The following is a 24828-nucleotide window of genomic DNA, read 5'->3' on the forward strand; positions in this document are numbered from 1 at the left end:
GCGCGTGACGGACGGGGTCTGATGGCCTCTCGATGTTGCGCGCCGGTCTCCGGCCTCGCTTGCGGGGTGTGCGCGCCGGCGCGCCCCGGATGGGGGAGGGCGCCCGATGGCCGACGACGCCTGGCTGAAGCAGCCCTGGATGTGGCCGTGGCTGATGGCCGCACAGATGGGACGCGCGGGCCTCGACGCGGCGTCTGCCGTCCTCAGACCCCACGAGGGCGCTGCGCCGGGGGACGAGCCCACCTGGACGACGCCGGCGGAGTGTCTGCTCGACCTGCCGGCGATGCGCCTGCACAGGTTTTCCGAAGGCACCGGCCCGCCGGTCCTGATCGTCACGCCGCTGGCGCTGCACGGGCCGCTCGTCGCCGACCTCGCGCCCGGGCACAGCCTCGTGGAGCGGCTGGTCGCCGAGGGGGTGGGGGAGGTCGCGCTGCTCTCCTGGCCCTCGGCGACGCCAGAGCGGCGCGGCACCGGCATCGACGACCATCTCGCGCATCTGCTCGTGGCGGTGGAGGAACTGGGCGGGCGTGTGCGCCTCGCCGGTATCTGCCAGGGGGGCGTGCTGGCGATGATGTTCGCCGCGCGCTATCCAGAGAAAGTGGAGCGCCTCGTCTGCGCGGGCGCGCCCGTGGATATGGAGGCCGGTCCTTCCGCGCTGACGGCTGCGGCACGGGCCTGCCCGCAACAGGCGCTCGAAGCCATGATCGAGGCGGGCGGCGGCATCGTCCGCGGAGAGGCCATGCTGAGGTTCTGGCAGATGGGCGGGCTCGACGCGCTGTCCGGCGGTCTGCCCGCGGACATCCTGCAATCCCGCTCGCCGCCGCCGGACCTGCTCGCGCGCTTTTCGGAATGGAATGCCTGGGTCGTGGACCTGCCCGGCGGATACCTGAGGCAGGTGGCGGGCGAGCTTTTCCAGGCCAACAAGCTCGCACGCGGGGAGTTCGTGGCGCTGGGGCGCCGGATTGCGCTCGGCGACCTGCGCGCGCCGCTGCTGCTGCTGGCGGGGGCGGCGGACACGGTCGCGCCCCCCGCGCAGGTGTTCGCGGCCGCGCGTCTCGTCGGCACACCGCGGGGGGAGGTCGTGAAGATCAGGACCGGCGGCGGGCATCTGTCCCTGTTCATGGGCTCGCGCACGCTTTCGGGCCCTTGGCGGCGGATCGCGCGCTGGCTGAAGGGGCAAAGGGCCTGACGGTCGCAGTCTGGAGTTGCCGCGCGGCCCCGCTGCGATACCTTTCTGAAAACAAGGGCGCGCGCGCTTGACCGGCACGTCCGTCCACACGCCCCATGCGACAAGGGAGAGGGTCATGCGCCGCATTGCCATGCTCGTCCTGCTTGCCGTGTTCGCGTTCCTGTCCCCCGGCGCCGGTCCGGCGGAGGCGAGCAAATGTCTTGCCTTCGTGGAAGGCCCTGCGCGCGTGTTGCCTGCCAGCCTCACGCTGGTCCAGGCCGCAGAAACCGTCCAGATCCGCTATGTCGGCCACTCGACCTTCCGCGTGCAGACACCCGCGGGCGTGGTGATCGCGACGGACTATGCAGGCTATGCCGGTCCCGGTCCCGTGCCGACCGTGGTCACGATGAATCACGCGCACGAGACGCACTACACCGACTATCCCGACCCGGCGATCGCGCATGTCCTGCGCGGCTGGAATCCGGCTGGCGACGGCCCGGCGATGCACGACCTGCTGGTCGGCGACGTCTACATCCGCAACGTGCCGAGCGACATCCGCCGATGGGGCTCCGCGGCGGTGGAGCCCGCGGGCAACTCGATCTTCATCTTCGAGGTTGCAGACCTCTGCATCGGGCACCTGGGGCACCTGCACCAGACGCTTTCGCCGGAGCAGCGGGCGCTGATCGGCCGCCTCGATGTCGTGTTCGCGCCGGTCGACGGCAGCTACACGCTCGACATCGCCTCCATGATCGAGGTGCTGAACGACCTCAAGGCCAGCATCGTGATCCCCATGCACTTCTTCGGGACAAGCTCGCTGCAGCGCTTTCTCGCAGGAATGAGCGAGGCCTTCGAGATCGGCTTCGCACCCGCGGAGGTCATCGAGGTCTCGATCGAGAGCCTGCCCGACCGCCCGACCGTGCTGGTGCCGTGGGGAATCCTGAACTGAGGCGCCCCGGTCCGCGCTAGAGTGCGGCGCGGCGGGGCGCAGCGCCGTCGCACACGAGGCGGGTGATGAGGTCGGCAAGCTGCGGGATCGTGCCGCGCTTGGGTGTGTACCATTCCGCCGCACGGTTCATGGCGCCGAGAATGAAGGGCAGGAAGAGACCCAGATCCACATCCTGCGCGATGTCGCCGCGGGCCTGCGCATCCTCGAGCAGCGCGCGCCAGATGTTGGTGTATTCCTGCCGGGCCTTGCGGCTGCGGAACTTCGCGATGGGCGGCAGGTTCGAATAGACGCGGATGTAGGTGCCCGCCTCGTCCCGGTGGTCGAGCATCACCCGAAGATGCGCACGCACGGCGGCATTGAAGCGGTCGCGGAACGCCGCGTCTGCGGGCACACCGGCAAGCGCCGTCTCCACCGACGTCTTGATGTAGACGATGCCGGCGTTCAGCACCTCCTCGAGGATCTGCTCCTTCGACTCGAAGTGGTAATAGACGCTGGCGGGCTTGAGACTGACCTTCTCCGCCACCTGGCGCAGCGTGGTCTCCGCATATCCCTTCTGGCTGAACAGTTGCGCCGCGGCGAGCAGGATCTGCACGCGCGTTACATCCGCCTTCTTGGGCGTGCCGGAGGCTTTTCCGGGTGCGGGGGTGACCTGCCTCATGCTCATGAGCCGGACTATTGAATCTAACGGTCATTAGATAGTTAAATGACCGGACAATCAAGGCGGGGCGGGCAGTTGACGGCTGCAAACCTGCCAAGGGCGGCCTGCAAGGGGGCCGCACGGGACAAGGGGCGGCGTACCAGGCACAACGCCCCGGGGAAGGATGCTGGAGGACACGCCCATGGAATCGCCGTTTCCCCGCAGCCGGCTTCCGCTCTATCGGAACGCCATCGACTGGGAGTGGTTCGACCGGGAGTTTCCGGCACCCGACGTCTATGCCGAGACGATCTTCAAATGGCCCGCCGACCGGCTGCGCGCACTGCAGAACGAGCGCTTCCTCAAGGTCGTGAAGCATGGCTGGAGCAATCCGTTCTACCGGAGGCTCTGGTCGTCGAAGGGGCTGGAGCCGGGCGACATCCGCTCCATCGACGACATCGGCAAGCTGCCGATGTTCAACTCCGACGACATCAAGGACAGCCAGAAGGAGGCACCTCCGTTCGGCGGCTTCACCGGCGTCGACGTGCGTGAGGAACTCACGCGCAATCCGCTCAAGGTGCAGACGAGCGGGGGGACGACCGGCAAGCCACGGCCGACGATCTTCGGCGCGCTGGAGTGGGAGATGAACGGCCTGCAGGTGGCCCGCAGCCTCTATATCCAGGGCGCTCGGCCGGGCCAGATCATGCAGATCCCTGCGACCTGCTCGCTCGCGAACCTTGCCTGGGTGCACTACCACGCGGCGCACAACTACCTCGGCGTGATGCCGGTGACGACGGGATCGGGCGTGGTGACGACGAGCCTGCGCCAGGTCGAGACCGCCTTCGACTTCGGCACCGACATCATCATGAGCTTTCCCGAGTACCTGACCCAGCTTGCCAAGGTCGCGCGCGACGAATACGGCCGAGACATCCGCGAACTGGGCCTGAGCTTCATCCCGACCTACCTGGGGCCCGACACGGACGGCGCCCTGCGGCGCGAACTGGAAGACCTCTACGGCTGCCCGGTCTACGACAATTACGGCACCAACGAGATCTCGCATGCATCGTTCGAGGGGCCGGACAAGGACGGCCTCTACCTGATGGAGGACTGCATCTTCATCGAGGTCATCGATACCGAAACCGGCGAGCCGGTGGAGCCGGGACAGCCCGGCAACCTGGTTGCGACCTCGCTGTTCCGCGGCATCCCGCCGATCATCCGCTTCAACCTGCGCGACCTCGGCCGGATCGTGTCCAACGGCACGCCGAGCGCGCTCGGAAGCTCTTTCCGGCGCATGGACCATTTCCTCGGCCGCAGCGACGACATGGTGAAGATCCGCGGCAACAACATCTACCCGATGGGCTGCCTGTCGGCCGTCCGCTCCGATCCGCGCACCACGGGCGAGTGGATCTGCATCGCGGAGCGGGAGGTGAAGGACCGCGTGATCCGCGACACGATGACGGTCGAGGTGGAGGTGCGAAAGGACGCCGGTGCGCTCGACGGTCTGCGGGAGCACCTGGAGGCGCGGCTGAAGGCCGACCTGGGCCTCAAGGTCGCCGTCCGGCTGGTCGAACCGGGCGCGCTCGACGAGAAGGCCAACCTCGGCCGTGAGGGCAAGCCGCGGCGTCTTCTCGACCTGCGCAACAAGGCGAAATAGCACGCCGAATCAAGGTGCAGGCGGGCGCCGCCTTTGCGAGCCGGAGGCATTCTCCATACCGAACGGTAGTTAGAAAATGCTGGCCTGAGCGCCGGGACTGTGATGAAGTACGGACAAATAAGCGATCCGCGCAAAGCGGGTGTCAGGGAGGAATGACGTTGCGGACTCTCGCCGAGAGCCTTTCGAGCTCGGCCAGGCTGTTGGGAGACCGTCCGTTCATCGTAACGGAGGCGGAAACCATCGGTTTTGCGGAGTTCGACCGCCGGGCCGCGCGGCTTGCCAACGTGCTGGCGGGCAAGGGCGCGAAGCCGGGGGACGTGATCGGGCTCTACATGTCCTCGGTGCCGATGCTCGCCGTTGGCTATTACGCCTGCCAGAAGCTGGGCGCGGTCGCGGCGCCGATCAGCGCGATGAACCGCCAGCGCGAACTGGAGATGATTGTCGGGCGCACGGGCATGGGCCTGATGCTGACGACGCCGGAAACGCTGCCCTATGCGCGCGACGTTGCCGGCCGCCTCGGCAGGCCCGCGACGCTGCTCTGCACTGGCGGGCGGCAGGAAGGGGCGGAAGACGTAGAGGCCGCGATGGCGGCGGCCGCACCCGAATACCCGATCCACGCCGGGCGGGCGGAAGACCCGGCGGCGCTGTTCTTCACTTCCGGCACGACGGGAGCGCCCAAGGGGGCGATCCAGACGCAGGGCAGCCTCTACGCGACATTGCGCGACATGGCGGTGCACGGCCGCTTCCTGTGGGCGGACGAGGTGTTCCTCTGCGCGTTGCCGATCTTCAACAATTTCGGCGCGACCGTGATGATGAACGGCGCGATCTTCATGGGCGCGACCATGGTGATGATGGAGCGCTGGGACACCGCCGAGGTGCTCGACAAGATCACGCGGCACAAGGTGACCTATATCGCGGGTTCGCCGACGATGTTCCTCTACCTGCTGCGCGATTTCGATCCTGCGCGCCACGATCTCTCCTCGATCCGGCTGGGTGCGACGGGCGGGGCGCCTGTCTCTCCCAACATCGTCGAGCAGTTCCAGAAGACGCTGGGCGCGCCGCTGGTCGAGGTCTATGGCGCGACCGAGGTGTCGGGCTATGTGACCGCGGAGCCCGCGGTCGGCGTGCGCAAGCGGGGCTCGGCCGGCCTGCCCATCGGCGGCACGCGCATCGAGATCGTGGACGACGACGGCAAGGTGCAGCCAACGGGCGAGATCGGCGAGGTCCGCATCTCGGGCGACACGGTGGGCGGCGGCTATTGGGACGACCCGGAGGTTACGGCGAAGACCTTCACGGCGAAGGGCTGGCTCAGCGGCGACCTCGGCTATGTGGACGAGGATGGATACCTCTTCATCGTCGACCGCAAGAAGGACGTCATCATCTCCGGCGGCTACAACATCTACCCGCTGGAGGTGGAGGACCTGCTCTACACCCACCCCGACGTGCGGGTCTGCGCGGTGATCGGGCTGCCGGACGAGACCAAGGGCGAAATCCCGGTCGCAGTGGTGATCCCCAATGCGGGCAAGAGCCTCGACGGCAAGGCGCTGATCGCCTTCTGCCGGGAGAACCTGTCGGCCTACAAATGCCCGCGAAAGGTGTTCGGCGTGGACGACATGCCGCTCGGCCCCTCCGGCAAGATCCTGAAGCGGGAGCTTCGGGACTGGGCGAAGGCCGGCCAGTTGAAGGAGCTTGCGTGATGGGCGCGGGGGGCAGGCTCGCAGGCAAGGTCGCGCTGGTGACGGGCGCAGGGGGGCCGATGGGCAGCGCCATCGCGCGGCGCTTTGCCGAGGAGGGAGCGGCACTCGGCCTCGTCGACATCTCCGGCACGCGGCTCGGCGCGGTGCGAGACGACCTCACGGCGGCGTTTCCCGGCGCACGGATCGCGGCGGTGCGGGCGAACGCGGTCGAGGAGGAGGAGGCGCGCGCGGCGGCCTCGGAGATCGAGGCGGCGCTCGGCCCCGTGGACGTGCTCGTCAACGTGGTGGGCGGCATCAAGGGCGGCCCGCTCGCCATGCCGATACTGGGCATGAGCCGGGAGCGTCTCGACACCACCTTCGACCTCAATCTGAAGGCGCTGTTCTGGATGGTGCAGGCCGTCGCGCCCGGCATGGTTGCGCGGGGTGCGGGCAGTATCCTCAACATCTCGTCCGTGACCTATGCGGGCGACAAGGACCAGCCGGAGTACGCCGCGGCGAAGGCGGCGGTCAGTTCGCTGACCCGCTCGCTCGCCATGGAGCTTGCGCCCGCGGTCACGGTCAATTGCATCGCGCCGGGTCTGATCCAGACATCGGTGATCGACCGCGCCGCGCCGGAGTTGGTGCGGCAGTATACGGAGCGTTCGCTGCTGAAGCGCCTCGGCAAGCCCGAGGACATCGCCAACGCGGCCCTGTTTCTGTCGAGTTCGGAGGCGAGTTTCATCACGGGCGCGATCCTGCCTGTTTCGGGGGGGATCTGGGCAACGCTCTGAAGCCGCGTCCTGACCGGTACCGCGAAGGCGGGACCCAATCACAACAACAAGACCAAATGAGTTCGATCTTGGGAGGAACGACCATGTCACTGAAAAGGATTGCAGCAGTCACGGCGACCGCTGCGGCGCTTGCGCTCTCGTCGCTCTCCGGGGCGTCGGCGCAGGAAACGCTGAAGCTCGGCATCTCCGCGCCCATGTCGGGGGCCGCGGCGTCCTGGGGCCTCGGCTTCGAGTGGGCGGCCCAGCAGGCTGCCGACAAGATCAATGCCGAGGGCGGAATCAAGGTTGGCGGCAAGTCCTACAACCTCGAAATCCTGACCTACGACAACAAGTACAATGCAACCGAGGGCGCGAAGGTCGCCCAGACGCTGCTGAACCGCGACAATGTCAATTACATTGTCGGCAGCCTCGGCACCGCGCCGGTGCGGGCGCTGCAGGCGCTGTCGGAGCGCAAGGGCGTGCTGCTCTTCACCACCGCGTGGGGCAAGAGCGTCAAGGGGCCCGAGTTCCCGCTGACCTTCACGCAGATCAACACGCCGTTCGAGGTGCTGCCGCAGCTCTACGGCTACATCAAGCAGCAGCATCCCGACGCCAAGTCCGTGGTGCTGATCAGCCCGAACGACGCGACCGGCCAGGACACCGAGAAGCCCGCCGTCGCGACCTGGAAAAGCCTCGGCGTCGAGGTGCTTTCGAGCGACTGGTACGAGCGCGGCACGACGGAGTTCCAGCCGATCGCCACGAAGATCGCGAGCCTCAATCCCGACATCGTGGACTTCTCCGCCGCCCCGCCGACGGATGCCGGCGCGATCTTGAAGGAGCTGAGCGTGCTCGGCTGGAAGGGCATCAAGTCTGTGTCCGCCGGCACGTCCTCGTCGGCGCTGGTGAAGACCGCGGGCGACTCTGCGGAAGGCGTCTACATGGGCCTCGCGGCGGACTATGACGGCCCGTCGGCAACCCCGATCCAGCGCGAGCTGAACGAGGGTGCCCGCAAGGCGCTGGGCGAGCCGCTCAACGTCATCACCATCGGCACCTGGGACGCCATCATGGCGCTCAAGGCCGCGGCGGAGACGGCCGACAGCCTCGACCCGAAGGTGATCGCGGAGACGCTGCCGAAGATCGTGTTCGAGTCGTCCTATGGGCCCACGGCCTTCGGCGGTGCGGACACCTATGGCAATCCGCAGCAGATGCTCCTGCCGACCATCGTGACGCAGGTGCAGGGCGGCAAGGTCGTCGAGGTGAAGCGGGTCAATCCGCCGGAACTCGACAAGCGCCTGAAGAACTGATCGCGGACACGCGGTCTCTCGACGGCTGTTGCGCCGGCCCGGGACACACCGGGCCGGTGCGGCACCGACAGGACGGGCTGCGCCAACGGTACGCCGGGACATGACGCTTTACATCCAGCTGCTTCTGAACACGCTGCAGATCGGTTCGGTCTACATGCTGTTCGCGCTCGGCCTGACCCTGATCTTCGGGGTCATGAAGGTCGTGAACTTCGCGCACGGAACCTTCTTCACCGCTGCGGCGCTGGCCATCGCCACCGTGATGCCGCCGGCCATGTATCAGCTCGGCCTGCCGGTCTGGGCGGCCTACCTGATCGCCTTCGTCGCGGCCCTGGCCGTCGTGGCGGTGATCGGCATCGTCGTCTACCAGTTCGGTTTCCAGAAATTCCTGCGCGACCTGATCGGCTCGTTCATCCTGTCGATCGGCCTCGTACTGTTCCTCAATGGCTCCTACCTGGCGATCTTCGGCGGCGCGCCGCAGAAGGTGCCGCCGCTGATCGACGTCAACCTGTCGATCTTCGGCGCCTACATCACGGGTCAGCGGCTGCTTCTGGTGGTGGTCGCGGTCGGGGTCACGGTGGGCCTCTACTGGCTCATCCAGAAGACCAAGCTCGGCCTCTCGCTGCGCGCCGTCGCCGAGGACCAGGAGGCGGCGATGCTGCAAGGCATCCAGTTCCGGCGCGTCGCGCTCTACGGCTTCCTGATCGGCACGGTGCTGGCGGCGATCGCCGGCGCGATGATGGCGCCGGTGCACGCGATCACGACGGTCATCGGCGACGAGTTCCTGATCAAGGCCTTCATCATCATCATCGTCGGGGGCCTCGGCAGCGTGGGGGGCGCGATCATCGGCGCCTTCCTGATCGCCTTCATCGAGAGCGTCGGCGGCTATTACTTCGACAACTCCACCGCCACCATCGCTATGTTCGTGCTGGTGATGGTGGTTCTGCTTCTTCGTCCACAGGGGATCATGGGCCATGCTGAACGGTAAGGCGGGGCTCGCCCTCTGCATCCTGGCGGGCCTCGGCGCCATTGCCTTCACGCTGTTCGCCGACAGCCCGTATTACGTGCAGGTGGTCGTCTGGATCTTCACGAACGCGCTGCTGGCGGCATCGCTGCGCTTCGTGCTGCTGATCGGCGAGCTGAACATCGCGACGGCGGCCTTCTTCGGGATCGGTGCCTATACGGTCGGCATCGCGACGACGATCTACGACTGGCCGTTCCTGGTGGCCATCGTGGCCGCGCCGCTCGTGGCCGCAGCGGTCAGCGCGCTGTTCGGCTGGATCACGCTGAAGACCAAGGGTCCGTACTTCCTGCTCATCTCCTTCGCCTTCACGGAGGTCGTCCGCCTCGTCTACTCGAAGTCGAACGCGATCGGCGGCAATTCGGGTCTCATCGGCATCTTCCCGCCGATGGCGCTCGACCCCTGGTTCCCGGCGCTTGTCGTAACGATCATGGGAGGAACCCTGCTGGCGCTCTTCTGGATCGAGAAGACGAACCTCGGCCGGCTGTTCAAGGCCATCCAGAACAACGAGGACATCGTCCGCTCGGTCGGTCTCAACGTCACCTGGCTCAAGGTGCTGTGCGTGATCATCGCGTCGGCCGCCGTGGGTCTCGGCGGCGGCCTGCACGCCTATGCCAACAGCGTCATCACGCCGGGCGACTTCACCTTCTTCGTGGCCGTGCTGGCGCTCGCCTATGTCAAGATCGGCGGCGAGGGGCACGCGCTCGGCCCCATCGTGGGGGCGGTGCTGCTGACCGTCGCCGGGCAATGGGTCGCGGGCCTGGGGATGCAGGAAAACATCTTCTACGGCGCCATCATCATCGGCGCGATCCTGCTGATGCCGCAGGGGCTTGTCGGCATCGCCGCGCGGGTCGCGGGCGTCGCGGTGCGCAAGGGCGGGGAGGGGACACGATGACCGCGAACATCCAGACCCACGAGCCGCACGAGGATTACGCCCAGCGCGACAAGGGCGACGTCATCCTGCGCGCGGAGAAGCTCGAACGGCGCTTCGGCGGCCTCGTCGCCGTCGCCGACTTCAGCTTCGAGATGCACAAGGGCGAGATCCTCGGCCTGATCGGCCCCAATGGCGCGGGCAAGAGCACGACCTTCAACGTCGTCTCCGGCTTCTACAGACCCTCGGGCGGGCGGCTCTGGTTCTGCGGGGAGGAGATCACGGGGAAAAGCGCGCTGCAGATCAGCCGCATGGGCCTCGTCCGTACCTTCCAGCACGACAGCCTGCTGGCCGAGATGACGGTCGAGGACAACATCCTCGTCGCCACCTCCCACCAGTTGCGCAGCCATGCCGACCGCATGGCGCGGGTGCGGGAGACCGCCGGACTGACGGGTCTCTCCGACTATCTGCACGAGAAGGCGGGCAACCTGCCGCACGGCCGCCAGCGGATGCTCTCCATCGCCATCGCGCTGGCGACGCGCCCGACGCTTCTTTGCCTCGACGAGCCGCTGACCGGCCTACAGGGGCAGGAGGTGAAGACGGCCCTGGACCTCTTCGAGATGATCCGCAGCGAGCTTGGCATCTCGATCCTGCTCGTGGAACACAACATGCGCGCGGTCATGCGCATCTGCGACCGCATCCTCGTGCTCAACTACGGCCGTCTGCTCGCCGAGGGGAAGCCCGAGGAGGTGAGCCGCAACGAAGCCGTCATCGAGGCCTATCTGGGTAAGCAGAAATGACAGATCCCGTCCTGGTCGTGGAGGACCTCTACATCGCCTATGACGGCGTGCCGGCCGTCGACGGCGTAAGCCTGGCGGTGGAGCGCGGGCAGATCACCACCATCGTCGGCTCCAACGGGGCGGGCAAGACCACACTGATGAAGGCGGTGGCGGGCCTGCTGAAGCCCACGGGCGGGCGCATCCGCTTCGGTGGCGATGACATCACCGGCCTCAGCGCCGACCAGGTCGTGCTGCGGGGGCTTACCCTGGTGCCGGAGGGGCGGCGCCTCTTCCCGACGATGAGCGTGCGCGACAATCTGAGGACCGGCGCCTACACCCGCAAGGACGAGGCCGCGGTGCGCGCCGACTTCGAGAAGGTGCTGACCTACTTCCCGATCCTGAAGGAGCGGCTGGAGCAGCAGGCGGGGTCGCTCTCGGGCGGGCAGCAGCAGATGCTGGCGGTCGGGCGCGCGCTGATGGCCGCGCCGAAGCTCCTCATGCTCGACGAGCCCTCGATCGGGCTCGCGCCGACGGTGGTGGAGACGATTGCGGAGATCATCCGAACCATCTCGGCCAATGGCGTCGACATCCTGCTGGTCGAGCAGAACGCCCACATGGCGCTGGAGCTGGCCGAGAAGGCCTATGTGCTGGAGAACGGCGAGATCACGCTCAGCGGGTCGGGCGCGGAGCTGATGGAGAGCGACAAGGTACGCGAGGCCTATCTCGGCCTCTGAGCGAGGCCCCGCGCGCGTCTCTCCGCGTATTCAGCCCGCGATGAACTGACCGCCGTCGACCTGGAGCACCTTGCCCGTGATGTAGGCGCCATCCGGCCCGCACAGGAACCGGACCACGCGGGCGATCTCCTCGGGCTGGCCGATGCGCTGGATCGGGAAGCCCTTGATGATCCGCTCGATGGCCTCGTCGCCCCACGCGGCGCGCGCGTCCGCCGTCATGTCCGTGTCGGTGAGGCCGATGGAGACCGCGTTCGCGCGGATGCCGTGGCGGCCTTCCTCCTTGGCAAGCACGCGGATCAGCGCCTCGAGCCCTGCCTTCGCCGCAGCCCCCTGGCTGTTCTTCGGCTGGCACATCTGCGCGGCGATGGAAGAGATGGCGAGCACCGCGCCGCCCTTTCCCGCCTGCCGCATCTGGCGCACCGCCGACTGGATCGTATGGAACGCGCCGCAGAGGTCGGTCGCGATGAAGTCGACCCATTCGTTTGGGTCGTGATCGCGCACGGGCGTCCATTTCACGAGGCTGCCGGCGGTATGGACGAAGGTGTCCAGCGGACCGAACGCCTCCAGCGAGGCTGCAAACGCGCGCTCGATCTGCGCCCGGTCGCGGATGTCGGCGCGGAGCGCCAGGCCCTTTCCGCCCGCCGCCTCGATGGCTGCGCGCGTCTCCTCCGCCGCCTGTTCGTTCGAATGGTAGATGAAGGCGACGTTGGCGCCCTGGCTCGCGAACTCCAGACAGCAGGCCCGGCCGACACCCCGGCCGCCGCCCGCCACGAAAACGGTCTCGACCGCCATGTGCGTTCTCCCTCCCGGTCTTTTGCCTCATCCTAACCGACGAACCGAACGGATGTTAGAAAGAATCCGGGCAATGGGCGCGCACGCAGGCCATGCCGGAATATCGTCCCCGGACGCTTGACCCCCCGGCGCGGCCTGCCTATTGTCCGCCGCGGTCGGGCGGGTAGCTCAGTGGTAGAGCAACTGACTTTTAATCAGTTGGTCGTGGGTTCGATCCCCACCCCGCTCACCAAGGAAAATCCAGAAAATCAGCAGTTTGTCAGCCTCCGGCAGCGGCGGCGCTGCTCCTGAATTGCTCAGGGGTAACGTCAGGGGTAACGCCAGCCCAAGGAGGCGACCGTGACCACGAATAGCCCCATCAATCCTGAAGCCCTGAAGCCCTGAAGCCGATCGAAGACGACCTTTGCGCGAAGCTCGAACTCGTGCGGGTCCTGGAGGGAGCAATCATGAGCATCGGCTACCCCGACCACCCCAGCCATAGTCCCAAGACCGGACATGCACTAAGACTGAAATGGGATCGTCGCATCGGGGCGGGTCACTTTGCTTTGCGAGAGTTCGTCGCATGAGATGCGACATCGACAAGTGGTTGCGCCAGACATGTCGTATGCTTGACGATAGTAAACCAACCCCGCGCACACCGCAGGGGTGCTGCCGCGACGCCCCGAGTAGCGAAATGCTCGGGGGGGCCGTCTGGGCGAACTCTATCTGGGCCTGCGCCCATGCGCGCCGCGTCAACACGCCGGACACATCACCAAACCCCGCAACGCGATCGGCCGATGCTCAGTTCAACCGTTGTGCTGACGTGTCCGTCCTCAGGTGAGATCACCCGCCAAGCTGGTCCGTCCGCTCAATAGATGAGCGAGATGGCGATGCGTTTATGGTCGGCATTGCCGAGCACGACGCGAGCGGCACGCCAGGCCGGCGCGCTCAGGAACCCCTCGGCATTGTTGCTGAAGCCATAGCCTTCGACTGGCACTCCAAAGATGCCTGTGTCCAGCAGGCCGTTGTCGTTCTCGTCGTGGAACACGATGACCGCGTACTCTCCGGGCGGGAGCCGAAAGAACCCGAAACCTTGTGAGCCCTGTCTCGCCCGCCTGGTCCCCGCCGATCTGCCGGGCCTCAGCGCCGCCCAAGCTTTCCGAATTCGCTGTCCAGCAGGGAACGAAGTTTCCTTGCACCGCCGCGCAGGGCTGCTTCGACAGTCGCGTCATGATGGGAGACGGTCTGCGGCTGCATCCCCTCGGGCCGCGCCTCGATGGTGCAGCGAATGTCATCGGCGCCGCCCTTGGCACCGTTGACGTCGGCCAGATGCACCTCGATCCGCGACAGGCGGCTTGTCAGGTGTCCAAGTGCCGAAGCAACGGTGCTTTCGGCCACTTCAGCCAATCGGTCATCACCCTGGATGTTGGCATCCGTATTGAGCTGAAACTGCATGTCGCTCCTCACGTGAATGATCGCTCGCCCAGGCATCGTGGCAGGCTTCGGGATGCGTTGTCGAGGGCCCCGCCGGAACCGGTCTGCCGTGTCGCGGATTCAGCTTCCGCCGCCGTTCGTACCGCGGAACAATACCATGACCAGCACGAGAAGACCCAAGATGAGTGCCACGACCGGGACGACGCCCAACGAGACGCCTGGAGACCGTGCCACGCGGCTTCGCTGACCGCTGCGGGCGGAGCGTTGAGGCAGCAGGTCGACAAGCCTTTGCGCGATCTCCCGATGATCGCGTCGCAGCGCCGGCACATCGCCAAACCGTTCCAGCCGTCCCCCGAGACGGGCGCGCGCGCCGTCGCGCGTCAGACCGGCGAGATTGGCAGCCTCGTTCCAGGGATCGAATCCGAGCCGTGCCAATGCCGAAAGAACGGTGACCATGTTGCCATTCCGGTCCTCTCCGACGCTGGCAAAGAGAAACGCGTCGAACGGGGTTCTGCCCCCACGAAGTTCATTCACTCTGGCCATGAAGCCGTTCCCTTTCCAGCAAGGCTGATGGAGCGCGTGTGACGGTCCGAACGCCTTGCACGCGGCAGGCTGCATCCCGGCCTGTCGCGCCTGGGACATCTTGTACTCCATCGTTGTTTCTGTCGGACTGATGTGGATCAGCGCAGCGGCGTCATGGCACATGCAAGGCGCCAGCGGTCGGCCTCGGCGGCAGCAGAGTCGAGTTGTGCCTGCGGGTCTCGCTGCCGGGCTTTCGAGTACAATGGATCAAGCGTCAATCGGCGGCAGCCGCGAAAGTGTCGCAGGCCCGCAATGCGTCTGCACCATATGCGGCGGCTGGTCCGCCGCCCATGTAGAGCGCCAGGCCTCGAGAACTTCACCCTCGTGATCGACGGCGCGCCAGAGGGAATGCATCTCGCCGCCGATCTTCACGTAGACCTCGTCCAGGTGCCATCGCCACTGGCGAAACCCGCGCAGGAACTGGGCCCGTTTCCTGCGGATCTCGCCGGCGAACATCGGCCCGAACCTGTTCCACCAGAACCGCACCGTCTCGTGGCTGATGTCGATGCCTCGCTCATGCAGCAGGTCTTCGACGTTCCTTAAGGAAAGCGGAAACCGGACGTGCATCATGACCGCGAGGCGGATGACCTCGGGCGATGTCATGAAATAGCGGAAGGGGCTGGGCATCCGGGGAGGCCAGGGATGCCGCCCGGCGGGTTCAACGCTTTTCCTTTGACAAGCCCCGCCGTTCCCCGCGCGCGCTCTCAGTCCCCGGAGGCGGTCCTGAGATGGCGGAGACCCTCGCTGAGGCCGCCCGCCAGCAGCCCGATGTCGTAGGAGTAGGAGACCATCCGGAAGCCTTTGGACATCCAGTGCCGGCCTATCTCGACGGTCGGCGCCATGCAGGCCGCGAACTTGCCGTGCCGTTTGCAGGCCGCGAGCAGGGCGTCCACCGCCGCCTCGATCCGCGCATGGTCCGTCTGACCCGGAATGCCCATCGACAGTGACAGGTCGAACTGCCCGAGGTGCGCGCCGTGCACCCCGTCGACCGCCAGGATCTCGTCGACATTGGCGACGCCCTTCTCGGTCTCGATCATGGCCAGCACGATGGTCCGGTCCTCCGCCACCCGCATCTTTTCCGCGATGTCGCCGGCGGCATAGTCGTCGTGCGCGCCGCCGAACATGGCGCCGCGGACGCCCTTCGGCGGGTAGCGGGTCCAGGAGACGAGCTCGGCGGCTTCCTCCGCGCTCTCGACCATCGGGAACATCAGGCCCATCGCTCCCAGATCCAGCAGGCGCGCGGCGAACTGATACTGCTTGCCGGGCGGGCGCACGATCGGCACGAGGTCCAGCCCACGCGCATAGGCGAACTGGCGTTTCATCTCCTCCACCGAGATCCCGCTGTGCTCCATGTCGTAGAGCGCGTATTCGGCGCCCGCGGCCGAGAGGATGGCGGGCAGGCCGGGCGCCACAAGCTCGAACACCATGGTCCCGAACGCGGCCTCGCCGCGCTGGAGCTTTTCCTTGACCGGATTGGTGCGCATCAGCGTGCGCCCTCCTTCGCGGCTTCCGCCTTGCGGAAGCGATGCAGGCAATCCTCGTCGAGCGGCACGATGGGCGAGAAGTCGCGCGCCGCGAGATACTCCGGCCGGGCGAAGGTCTCTCCGCGATTGTCGACCGTGCAGACATTGAGATAGAGGATCACCCGGCGCAGCGGCGTGATGTTCACCGTGGAGCCGTGTACCACGTTCATATTCATGAACAGCACCGAACCCGCGGGTCCGGTGATCGCCTCCAGCCCGTTCTCGCGGATCAGCGCGTCGAGCGTCTCCAGCGGGATGTCGTAGCGGTACTTCGCCGCGGCGTCGTGATCCTCGGCCTCGGTATTGACGCGCGCCTCCTGCACGATGCCTGCGTGCTGCGTATGCGGCACGAGCATCAGCGGCGCGTTGCAGGCCGTCACCTCGTCGAGCAGGATCGAGATCATCAGGCCCTTCGGCTCCGGCACGCCATCGACCCTGTGATAGGTGCCGAAGTCCTGATGCCAGTCGACGATGGCGCCGCCCATCTGCTTCACGTTCACGCGCGACTGGTGCACGTAGATGTGGTTGCCGAGGATCTGCTCGGCGAGCTTTACCAGGCGCGGGTGGCGGGAGAGGGCGCGGAAGCGCTCGTCGATCAGGTGCATGCCATAGACGACGTGCGGCTCGCCGTTCTTCTCGCGCTTGACCTCGGGCCCGTCGCGCTGGCCGACCTCGCGCACCGCCTCGTCGAGCACGGCAAGCTCCTCGGCATCGAGCAGGTTGGGGACCAGCACATAGCCCTTGTCGTTGTATTCCGCGATCTGTTCAGGGGTGAGTTGCATGGGTCTTGTCCTTTCACTTGAGAGGGCGCGCGCCGCCAGCCATCAGCCCACCAGCCACAGCGCCAGCGGCGGCCAGAACAGCAGCACGCCGAGCGCGACGATCTGGAGGGCGATGAACGGCATCATCGCGGCGAAGATTTCCTGCAGCGTGACGTCGGGCGGGGCCACGCTCTTCAGGAAGAAGGCCGCCGGTCCGAACGGCGGGCTGAGATAGGCGATCTGGACGTTCAGGCAGAACAGCACCCCGAACCACACGGGGTCGAAGCCCAGCTCGTTCACCAGCGGCACGAAGATCGGCATGGTCAGCAAGCAGATGCCGATCCAGTCCATCACCGTGCCGAGCACAAAGACGATCAGCATCATCACCATGATGATGCCGAGCGGGCTGAGCGGCAGACCCGCCATGAGGCCCGCCACGAACTTCGTCCCGCCGATCAGGCCGTAGACGCCGATCAGCGCGCTTGCACCGAAGGTCAGCCACAGGATGGTGCCGCAGATCCGCATGGTCTGGCGCAGCACGGCGACCATCAGTTCGACCGTCAACGCATTGCGCACAGCCGCGCAGATCATGGCCCCCGCAACGCCAACGGCGGCCGCTTCGCTGACCGAGGCAACGCCGCCATAGATGCTGCCGAGGACAAGGGCGGCGACGCCCACCGGCAGAACCAGGCCGCGCAGCAGCGCGATCTTTTCCGCGAGGCTGAGGTTCTGCCCCTCGTTCGAGACGGGCCCAAGCTCCGGGTTCAGCCAGCAGCGGACCCAGATATAGGCGAGATAGAGCGCGGCCAGCAGCAGGCCGGGCCCGATCGAGGCGAGGAAGAGATCGCCGATCGACACGCTGGCCGTCAGGCCGAAGATGATGAGCACGAGCGAAGGCGGGATCATCGTGCCAAGCGCCCCGCCCGCGCAGATCGTGCCGATCGCCAGCTTGCGGTCGTAGTTCAGTCGGAACATCTGCGGCAGCGCCACCATGCCGAGCAGCATGATCTCGCCGCCGACGATGCCTGTCATCGCCGCCATGATGACCGCCGCGATCATGGTCTGAAGGGCGACCCCGCCGCGCAGCTTGCCCGACCAGACGTGCATCGCGTCGTAGAGGTCCCGCGCTACGCCCGCACGCTCGAGGATTCCGGCCATCATCACGAACATCGGCACCGAGACGAGGGCGTAATTGTCGACGGTGGAGTAGATCCGGCTCGCGATCAGCGGCAGCGCGTTGGGGCCGAAGGTCAGCAGGACCGTGACGACCGCGACCGACCCGGTCACGAAGACCAGGTGCACGCCCAGCATCATCAGCAGGACGATCGCCGCTCCCATGAGCAGTGTGATGGTGCCGATATCCATGTGGCGCCTACCGGTTCGGGCCGTTGCGGCACCAGTTGACCAGGATTTGCAGGACCATCGCCGCCGCCGTCAGTACGATCAGCGGCTTGAGGATCGCAGGGGTGGGGGAGTTGAAGGCCGTGCGGGTCCGGTGCCAGTTCGACAACGCCTCCCACGCGTGCGACCAGCCACCCCAGACGATGGCCAGCAGGAAGACCATCGCCAGCCCGATGTTGAGAAGCGCGACCGCCCGCCGCGCGGGACGCGGCAGGCGATCGCTGATGACGGTGACGCGGATGTGCTCCTCGCGCTCCAGGGCATAGAGGCCGGAGACCACGAAGCACGCCGCGCTGAGGAGCACGGTCAGTTCGTGGACCCAGACCGTCGGCGCGTTGAACGCATAACGCAGCACCACCTCGTAAACCGAGATGAGCACGGCGACGAGGAACAGGGGAGCCATCCACTCCCCGAGCGTTGCCGAGAAACGGCTCATTGGATCGCGCACGACCGGGTCCCCTGTTCACCGCGCCTGCGGGCGCCCACCCTCACCTCAGATCAGGCCGATCTGCTTGAGGAAGTCGGTCTGGCTGTCGACGATCTTGCGCGCCATGGGCGAGTCGGCGGCCAGTTCCTGCCAGACCTCGGAGGCCGTGGCACGGAAGCGGCGGCGGTCTTCCTGCGGCCAGTCGATCAGCGTCAGGCCCATGCCCCCGGCCGACTGCGCAACCTTCTGATCCTCGATCATCAGGCGCTGATACATGTCGCGCCCGAAGTCGCGCGTGGCCACCGTCAGGATTTCCTTCAGGTCGTCCGGCAGCGCGTTCCAGCGGTCCATGTTGACGACGATGTCGGTCGCCGGCATCGAGTGGAACCCGGGATAGAGCGCGTAGGGCGCGACCTTCTGGAAGCCGAGGTCGGTGTTCATCGACAGCGTGCCCCAGTCGGTCGCGTCGAGCACGCCGCGCTCCAGCGAGGTGTAGACCTCCCCGCCGGGAATGCTGACCGGCGCGCCGCCGAAGCGTTCCAGGATCTTGCTCACCGCACCGGCGGGTGCGCGCATCTTCACGCCCTTCAGGTCCGCGGTGCCGTTGATCGGAACCTTGCTCGGGATCGACTCCATGCCATGCCAGACCAGGCCGACGTGATAGGTGCCGTGCGCGGCGTAAAGCTCCCGCGCCAGTTCCTTGCCGCCGCCGTACTCGTACCAGGCCTGCATCTGGTCGGGCCGCTCGTAGGCCCCGGCGAGGTCGCCCAGCATGACGAAGGCGATGTCCTTCTGCGCGACATAGCCGCCGCCGCCGTTCTGGCCGTCGAGGATGCCGGTCTGCACCGCATCGTAAAGCTCCATCGCACCGACGACGGAACCGCCCGCCAGCGGCTCGATGGTCAGGCGGCCGCCGCTCATCTTCGCGACGTTCGTGCAAAAGTCGGAGAAGATCTTCATGTTGATCGACCCGGCCGCCCACAATGTCTGGAACCGCCAGGAGAAAGTTTCCTGCGCTCGGGCCGTTCCCGCTCCGAGGCCGAGTGCCACCGGCGCGGCGGCGCCCGCAAGCATGAACGTGCGACGATTGGTCGTAACGTCTCCGTTGGACATCTGCTTTACCCTCCCACCGATTGTTTTTTCTGTCTTGAGCCGGGTCTGCCGGTTCCGGATGAACCAAAGTTCACTCTAGAGGGAAGGCGGCTTGGCTGGCATCCCCCGAATGGGTGAGCTTTTTCTGTATTGGCGTTGTCAGGGACGCCCCCTTCCTGCATCCTCGATTGTCCACTCTGGACGGAGGGGCAGGCGCGATGCAGCCACCGGATCAGCTGGTCGAGCATATCTACGACGCCAGTGTCATTCGGGACGGCTGGCCGCGCGTCGTCGCGGGCATTGCCAGTTTCTGCTGCGCCAGCAGCGCACTCGTTCTCGTCAACGACGGTGAGACCGGGCAATTGTCCTTCGCCGACGAGTTCGGCGTCAGCCCTGACTATCGCACCGCCTATCTTGCGGACCTGAGACGCGACGACCTTCGGCTCGACGACCTCGTCCGCCATCCCGTCGGGACCGTGCGCACGGACACGATGATCCGGCACTACGGCGCCTACACCCGCAGTCGAGCCTACAGGGAACTGTACAGCAAGCTCGGGACCGAACACGCGCTCGGCGCCTTCCTCTATTCCGACGGGCGGCGCGCTGTGGGGCTGCGGGTCTTCCGGTCCCACCGGGACGGCCCATTCGGAAAGATGGAAATCCGCCGCTACCGCAGCCTACTCCCCCATCTGAGACGGGCCTTCCGCCTACGCGGCCTGCGCGAGGCGGAGCACGAGGGGTTCGCCGGTGCCCAGAAGGCTGTCGATCTTCTGTCGTGGGGCGTGTTCTTGGTCGATCCGAAGGGGCGGGTGACGACCCTGAACCGATGTGCCGCGCGTCTGTCCGCGCAGGCCGGTTGGGATATCGAACGGACGCTCGTCCACCTGGGAGGGCAGGCGCTGGCGACGTGGAAGGTCGACGGGCAAACGCGCTTCGTGGCTGCGGTTCCAGGCCGTACGGGCGCGGGCGCGCAGGACGATGCGCTTCACCTGAGCTTGCAGGTCGCCGCACCGGAAACCTCGTCCCTCGACGACGGCACGCCCTTCGCTGTCGCATTCGTGGCCGAACCTGGCGGGCGCGGGCGGGCGTGCGCCGATGGTCTGCGCGCGCTGCACGCGCTGACGCCCTCCGAGGCGGCGGTGACCGAGCAGCTCATCGATGGCTGGCGCCTCTCCGTGGCGGCGGAGCGCCTCGGCATCTCTCATGAAACGGCGCGGAGCCATCTGCGCAGCGTCTTCAACAAGACTGGCATTTCACGCCAGGCCGACCTTGTCCGCGAGGCTTTGCGCGGGCCCGCGCTCGAAGGCGATGCCGCGTCCCGTCCGGCCGCGGCCCTGGGGCCTATCCCGCGGCGCGGATGAGCGGGGCCGGGGCCGCGCCTTCGCCTCAGCCGCAGCGGAAGCGCTGGTGCACTCAGACAAAAGCTAACCAGTCGCAGTTTGCGCAGGGCAAGGGCCTGTCAGGCTACGCCGAGTTGACGCCACGTGTTGAGGGCGGCGGTTCGGCTTTCCTTGAAACTGTCCCTTCCCCGACGGGACAACACGCTTTGATCGGAGAGTGCCGTCGCAAGATGGTGTATCTTGCACGCCTTGGAATTCATCGGGGAGCCCGTCATGTCTCTAAAGGTCATCGGGTCCGGCTTCGGACGGACAGGCACGATGTCGACGAAGCTGGCGCTAGAGCAGTTGGGGTTCGGCCCTTGCCACCACATGGTCGAGGTAATGGAAAACCCGGCCCAGCCGGCCCACTGGAAGGCGATAGCCGCGGGCGAACCCGTAGACTGGACCGCCGTGTTTGAGGGATACCGGGCGCAGGTCGATTGGCCGGGCGCCGCCGTCTGGCAACAGACCATGACCGCCTTTCCCGATGCCAAGGTGGTACACACCGAGCGTCCTGACGAGGACTGGTGGAACAGCTTCAGCGTGACCATCAGCAAGTTTTTTGCCCGGGCACCCGACATGGACCTGCCGCCGCATATCGCAGACATTTTCGCTACGATGTCGGGATGGTTCCTCAAGGACACCTTTGCGGATCATACCGACCGCGCGTGCGCCATCGCTGCCTATCGGGACAACAATCGGAGGGTTCGCGAGCTTGTTCCGCCGGACCGGTTGTTGGTGTTCCGGGTGGCCGATGGCTGGGAGCCGCTCTGCCGGTTCCTGGACGTTCCTGTTCCGGATACTCCCTTCCCGCGAAGCAACCCCAGGGATGAATTCTGGGCTCATTTCGGTGGCGAGCCGGGGTGACGAGCGGACACCGCTGCTGCGGCGCGTCGGGGATCCGAACGGAGCGGCACGACAGCGCTGCGCGAGGGCTATCCAATGGATGCTGAGCGCATGCCGCGGAGACTGACCACGATCCTCGCCGCCGATGTGGTCGGATACTCACGCCTCGTGCGCGTTGATGAGGAGGGAACACTGGCCGTCCTGCGGTCCCTGCGGGACGAGATCGTCGGTCCCGCAATCGCCGCGCGCGGCGGACGCATCTTCAAGCTTATGGGCGATGGGATCCTGGCCGAGTTTCCCAGCGTCGTCGAAGCCGTCTGCGCGGCGTCCGAGGTTCAGGACGCGCTCACCGAGCATCAGAAGGGCGTCGATGAAGCGCGGCGGATCAGGCTCCGGATCGGGGTCAACCTGGGCGATGTCGTGGTCGATGGAGATGACCTGCAGGGCGACGGCGTGAACATTGCCGCCCGGCTCGAGGGGATCGCCGAAGCAGGTGGCATCTGCGTTTCAGCCTCGGTCCACGATCTCGTCGGCGGACGGGTTCCGCTGCATTTCGAGGATCTGGGCGAGCAGGCGTTGAAGAATATCGAACGGCCGTTGCGCGTGTGGAAGGCAGTGAGCGTGTCCGCTGCCCCGGACAGGCAGGGCGCAACCTCGCCGGGGCCGCGGCAGGGGCCATCGATCGCGGTGGTCCCGTTTGCCAATGTCAGTGGCGACCCCGAACAGGACTATTTCGCCGACGGCGTTGTGGACGAAATCATCACGAGCCTCGGGCGTATGCGCTGGTTGACGGTGATCGCACGTAGTTCGACCTTCATCTACAAGGGGAGGTCGCCGAGCGTACAGGAGGTCAGCCGCGATCTCTCCGTGCGTTACGTTGTTGAAGGCAGCGTCCGCAAGGCTGGCCCCCAAGTGCGCATCATTGCTCAGCTCGTCGAAGCCGAGAGTGGCGCGCAGCTTTGGGCGGAGCGGTTCACCGGAGCCCTCGATGACATCTTCGATCTGCAGGACCGGATCACCGCGGGGGTGGTCGCGGCGATCGAACCTTCGGTGCGGCAGGCGGAGATCCAGCGCGCCAAGCGCAAGCGCCAGGACAATCTTGACGCCTATGATCTCTATCTCAGAGCGCTCGATTATTCCTTTCGCTTCTCGCCAGACGCACGGGCCGAAGCTCTGCGCTTGCTGGATGAAGCAATAAAGCTGGATCCCGGCTATGCGGAGGCGCACGGCGTTGCGGCATTCTGCAGGCAGCAGCGATATCTCTGGGGCGGTCGGGACACGGCTGATCGCGAGGCGGCGTTGCGGCATGCCGATGCGGTGGCCAGGGCACAAACCGAAGATGCCACGTCACTTGCGTTCGCGGCCATGGCGCTGAGTGCGTTGAACGGCCTTCACGACAAGGCATTGGCGATGTTGGAGCGGGCGGTCGAATTGAACCCGAATTCCGCCGTCGCCTTCATCGTCCGCGCGGTGGTCGAGGCGATCCTCGGCCGGCGGGAGGAGAGCGCGGCGCATGCGGTAAGGGCCTTGCGCTTGAGCCCTTACGATCCGATGCGCCACATTGCCGAGGGCGCGCTGGCCGTTGCCAAGCTCGCTGCTGGAGAGCCGAATGCAGGTCTCGTGCATGCCCGGCGTGCGGTAGATGCCAACCCGATCTTCACGCCGGCATTGACGGCGCTCGCGCTTTGCCTGGTGGAAGTTGGCCGGGTGGAAGAGGCACGTGAGGCGATCGGAAACATCATGGAGATTGCCCCGGACACCTGCATCGGGAACCTGCAAGAACGGTTTCTTTTGGCCAACGCGATCGGCTTCGAGCGTGTTGCCGCCGCGATGCGAGCGGCGGGGATGCCGCAGTAGTTCGGGCGGAGAAGTCATGTGTCGGGGCCTTGTGGATGCAATGATTGAATTGAGCATCGACTGATCGCGCTTCGGTCCTATGCCCGGCCTGTTGACGTGGCGCGCATGGTCGCTGGCCCTGCAGCGGTCTGCCCGGTGGCTTCATTTGCTCGCCATCGGTTGAAGGCGGAGGACTTGCACGGTTCGATTCAGAGCACAGCCTTGATCCAAAGTTGCGAGAGCAGGCCCGCGACCTCTTCCGGCTTTTGCTTCTTCTGGGGCAGTCCCTCGTCTTCCAAACTGGCTCGAAAGCCTACTTCAGGGAGGACCACTTTTCAGAGGGCAGACCATTCCTCGCTTGGATACCATACCCAGGCAGCCTTCGTCGGAACCCTCGCCGCAGAGCTTGACGCCCTGTTCGGGAGCCTCGCGCGGCAGGCGGCCGGCGAATAGCCTTGCGCGCTTTCGCGGTTCACCACGTCTCGATTGCTGGCCGGATATCCATCTCGTGGGTCCAGGCGGTCCGCGGCTGGCAGTGCAGGTGCCAGTAAGCCTCGGCGATCGCCTCCGGATCGATGAACGCAGCCCTGCCGTGGCGCGCGTACCGGTCGGGCTGGCGCACGTGCGCGGCCTCGCTGTCGATACCGCCGTCGACGACCAGGTGGGCGACATGGATGCCCTCGGGCCCCAGTTCCCGCGCCATGGACTGCGCGAGAGCGCGCAGGGCGTGCTTGGCCCCGGCAAAGGCGGCGAAACCGGACCCGCCCCGCATGCTGGCGGTCGCCCCGGTCATCAGGATCGTGCCCCGGCCGCGCGGGACCATGACCCGCGCCGCCTCCCTGCAAACCAGGAAACCCGCGAGCGCGCTCATCTCCCATACCTTGAAATACTTCTCGCGGGTCATCTCCCGGATCGGGATGCGCACATTGCCGCCGACGTTGAAGACGCAGACCCCGACCGGCCCGATACTCCCCTCGATCTCCGCGAACAGCCGGACCACCTGTTCCTCGTCGCGCGCGTCGAGCGCATGACCGTGCGCGGCATGGCCCTGCGCCTTCAGGCCGTCGATCAGGGGGAGCAGCTTATCGCCGTTCCGCCGGGCAGCGCAGATCGTGAAGCCTTCGCGCGCAAACCGGTGGGCGACGGCGGCGCCGGTGCCGTCGCCGGCACCGACAATCAGACAGACGTCGGACATGGTGCGGCGCTCTCCCTGCACGGGGGC

The 24828-nt window shown here is 66.5% G+C and carries 24 protein-coding genes, 1 tRNA gene and 1 pseudogene; 14 read left to right on the forward strand and 12 right to left on the reverse strand.

Annotated features, from left to right (window positions below):
- Window positions 1–106 precede the first annotated feature (106 nt).
- Entirely contained in the window at window positions 107–1189 is a 1083-nt protein-coding gene (locus tag NJQ99_RS03745; RefSeq protein WP_269331455.1) for an alpha/beta fold hydrolase, read from the forward strand.
- A gap of 115 nt (window positions 1190–1304) precedes the next feature.
- On the forward strand, window positions 1305–2114 hold the full coding sequence (locus NJQ99_RS03750) for an MBL fold metallo-hydrolase (RefSeq protein ID WP_269331456.1): 810 nt from the start codon (window positions 1305–1307) through the stop codon (window positions 2112–2114).
- Window positions 2115–2130: 16 nt separating this feature from the next.
- On the opposite strand, the gene NJQ99_RS03755 is transcribed toward NJQ99_RS03750, so the two are convergent.
- Complete coding sequence (locus NJQ99_RS03755; protein WP_269331457.1) at window positions 2131–2778, reverse strand: TetR/AcrR family transcriptional regulator; 648 nt, start codon at window positions 2776–2778, stop codon at window positions 2131–2133.
- A gap of 175 nt (window positions 2779–2953) precedes the next feature.
- On the opposite strand from NJQ99_RS03755, the gene NJQ99_RS03760 reads away from it, so the two are divergent.
- The 8 genes from NJQ99_RS03760 to NJQ99_RS03795 all read left to right on the forward strand — a co-directional run bounded on the left by NJQ99_RS03760 (window position 2954) and on the right by NJQ99_RS03795 (window position 11554).
- Window positions 2954–4402, forward strand: coding sequence for a phenylacetate--CoA ligase family protein (locus tag NJQ99_RS03760; RefSeq protein ID WP_269331458.1), 1449 nt, complete (start codon window positions 2954–2956; stop codon window positions 4400–4402).
- Between the two features lie 152 nt (window positions 4403–4554).
- Entirely contained in the window at window positions 4555–6099 is a 1545-nt protein-coding gene (locus NJQ99_RS03765) for a class I adenylate-forming enzyme family protein (protein WP_269331459.1), read from the forward strand.
- A complete protein-coding gene (locus tag NJQ99_RS03770) occupies window positions 6099–6869 on the forward strand; it encodes an SDR family NAD(P)-dependent oxidoreductase (RefSeq protein WP_269331460.1) in 771 nt (256 codons plus the stop codon). Before NJQ99_RS03765 ends, NJQ99_RS03770 begins: the two co-directional genes overlap by 1 nt.
- A gap of 83 nt (window positions 6870–6952) precedes the next feature.
- Entirely contained in the window at window positions 6953–8152 is a 1200-nt protein-coding gene (locus NJQ99_RS03775; protein ID WP_269331461.1) for an ABC transporter substrate-binding protein, read from the forward strand.
- A gap of 100 nt (window positions 8153–8252) precedes the next feature.
- Window positions 8253–9137 carry a branched-chain amino acid ABC transporter permease gene (locus tag NJQ99_RS03780; RefSeq protein WP_269331462.1) on the forward strand — a complete coding sequence of 295 codons (885 nt, stop codon included), beginning with the start codon at window positions 8253–8255 and terminating at the stop codon, window positions 9135–9137.
- Window positions 9124–10065, forward strand: a complete 942-nt coding sequence (locus tag NJQ99_RS03785; protein ID WP_269331463.1) for a branched-chain amino acid ABC transporter permease — start codon at window positions 9124–9126, stop codon at window positions 10063–10065. Before NJQ99_RS03780 ends, NJQ99_RS03785 begins: the two co-directional genes overlap by 14 nt.
- On the forward strand, window positions 10062–10841 hold the full coding sequence (locus NJQ99_RS03790) for an ABC transporter ATP-binding protein (RefSeq protein WP_269331464.1): 780 nt from the start codon (window positions 10062–10064) through the stop codon (window positions 10839–10841). The genes NJQ99_RS03785 and NJQ99_RS03790 overlap by 4 nt, the downstream gene beginning before the upstream one ends.
- A complete protein-coding gene (locus NJQ99_RS03795) occupies window positions 10838–11554 on the forward strand; it encodes an ABC transporter ATP-binding protein (protein WP_269331465.1) in 717 nt (238 codons plus the stop codon). Before NJQ99_RS03790 ends, NJQ99_RS03795 begins: the two co-directional genes overlap by 4 nt.
- A 30-nt stretch (window positions 11555–11584) precedes the next feature.
- Here NJQ99_RS03795 and NJQ99_RS03800 read toward each other — a convergent pair whose 3' ends face one another.
- Window positions 11585–12346 (reverse strand): SDR family NAD(P)-dependent oxidoreductase, encoded by a 762-nt coding sequence (locus NJQ99_RS03800; protein ID WP_269331466.1) that lies wholly within the window; start codon window positions 12344–12346, stop codon window positions 11585–11587.
- 157 nt (window positions 12347–12503) lie between these two features.
- Between NJQ99_RS03800 and NJQ99_RS03805 the strand changes: the two genes are divergently transcribed.
- Window positions 12504–12578 (forward strand) — tRNA-Lys (locus NJQ99_RS03805).
- 615 nt (window positions 12579–13193) lie between these two features.
- On the opposite strand, the gene NJQ99_RS03810 is transcribed toward NJQ99_RS03805, so the two are convergent.
- From NJQ99_RS03810 to NJQ99_RS03850, 9 genes and pseudogenes are all read right to left on the reverse strand, one after another.
- A complete protein-coding gene (locus tag NJQ99_RS03810; protein WP_331283280.1) occupies window positions 13194–13490 on the reverse strand; it encodes a DUF2141 domain-containing protein in 297 nt (98 codons plus the stop codon).
- Window positions 13466–13780 (reverse strand): HPF/RaiA family ribosome-associated protein, encoded by a 315-nt coding sequence (locus tag NJQ99_RS03815; protein WP_269331467.1) that lies wholly within the window; start codon window positions 13778–13780, stop codon window positions 13466–13468. The genes NJQ99_RS03810 and NJQ99_RS03815 overlap by 25 nt, the downstream gene beginning before the upstream one ends.
- A gap of 99 nt (window positions 13781–13879) precedes the next feature.
- Complete coding sequence (locus tag NJQ99_RS03820) at window positions 13880–14413, reverse strand: hypothetical protein (RefSeq protein ID WP_269331468.1); 534 nt, start codon at window positions 14411–14413, stop codon at window positions 13880–13882.
- Window positions 14414–14644: 231 nt separating this feature from the next.
- Window positions 14645–14968, reverse strand: a pseudogene (locus NJQ99_RS03825) (IS6 family transposase); the annotation flags it as partial.
- A 77-nt stretch (window positions 14969–15045) separates the two neighbouring features.
- Window positions 15046–15825 (reverse strand): HpcH/HpaI aldolase family protein, encoded by a 780-nt coding sequence (locus NJQ99_RS03830; protein WP_269331469.1) that lies wholly within the window; start codon window positions 15823–15825, stop codon window positions 15046–15048.
- The gene (locus tag NJQ99_RS03835; protein ID WP_269331470.1) at window positions 15825–16646 is read right to left on the reverse strand and encodes a phytanoyl-CoA dioxygenase family protein; all 822 of its coding nucleotides are present in this window, start codon (window positions 16644–16646) and stop codon (window positions 15825–15827) included. Before NJQ99_RS03835 ends, NJQ99_RS03830 begins: the two co-directional genes overlap by 1 nt.
- A gap of 42 nt (window positions 16647–16688) precedes the next feature.
- A complete protein-coding gene (locus NJQ99_RS03840) occupies window positions 16689–17990 on the reverse strand; it encodes a TRAP transporter large permease (RefSeq protein ID WP_269331471.1) in 1302 nt (433 codons plus the stop codon).
- Between the two features lie 7 nt (window positions 17991–17997).
- Window positions 17998–18474 carry a TRAP transporter small permease subunit gene (locus NJQ99_RS03845; RefSeq protein ID WP_269331472.1) on the reverse strand — a complete coding sequence of 159 codons (477 nt, stop codon included), beginning with the start codon at window positions 18472–18474 and terminating at the stop codon, window positions 17998–18000.
- Between the two features lie 45 nt (window positions 18475–18519).
- Window positions 18520–19566 carry a TRAP transporter substrate-binding protein gene (locus NJQ99_RS03850; RefSeq protein ID WP_269331473.1) on the reverse strand — a complete coding sequence of 349 codons (1047 nt, stop codon included), beginning with the start codon at window positions 19564–19566 and terminating at the stop codon, window positions 18520–18522.
- Window positions 19567–19763: 197 nt separating this feature from the next.
- Between NJQ99_RS03850 and NJQ99_RS03855 the strand changes: the two genes are divergently transcribed.
- The 3 genes from NJQ99_RS03855 (at window position 19764) to NJQ99_RS03865 (ending at window position 23627) form a co-directional block, all read left to right on the forward strand.
- Complete coding sequence (locus NJQ99_RS03855; protein WP_269331474.1) at window positions 19764–20906, forward strand: helix-turn-helix transcriptional regulator; 1143 nt, start codon at window positions 19764–19766, stop codon at window positions 20904–20906.
- Window positions 20907–21158: 252 nt separating this feature from the next.
- On the forward strand, window positions 21159–21791 hold the full coding sequence (locus tag NJQ99_RS03860; RefSeq protein ID WP_269331475.1) for a sulfotransferase family protein: 633 nt from the start codon (window positions 21159–21161) through the stop codon (window positions 21789–21791).
- Between the two features lie 90 nt (window positions 21792–21881).
- Entirely contained in the window at window positions 21882–23627 is a 1746-nt protein-coding gene (locus NJQ99_RS03865; RefSeq protein ID WP_269331476.1) for an adenylate/guanylate cyclase domain-containing protein, read from the forward strand.
- A 451-nt stretch (window positions 23628–24078) separates the two neighbouring features.
- On the opposite strand, the gene NJQ99_RS03870 is transcribed toward NJQ99_RS03865, so the two are convergent.
- Entirely contained in the window at window positions 24079–24801 is a 723-nt protein-coding gene (locus NJQ99_RS03870; protein WP_269331477.1) for an SDR family oxidoreductase, read from the reverse strand.
- Window positions 24802–24828 lie beyond the last annotated feature (27 nt).

This window comes from Futiania mangrovi (genome assembly GCF_024158125.1).
GTDB lineage: Bacteria > Pseudomonadota > Alphaproteobacteria > Futianiales > Futianiaceae > Futiania > Futiania mangrovi.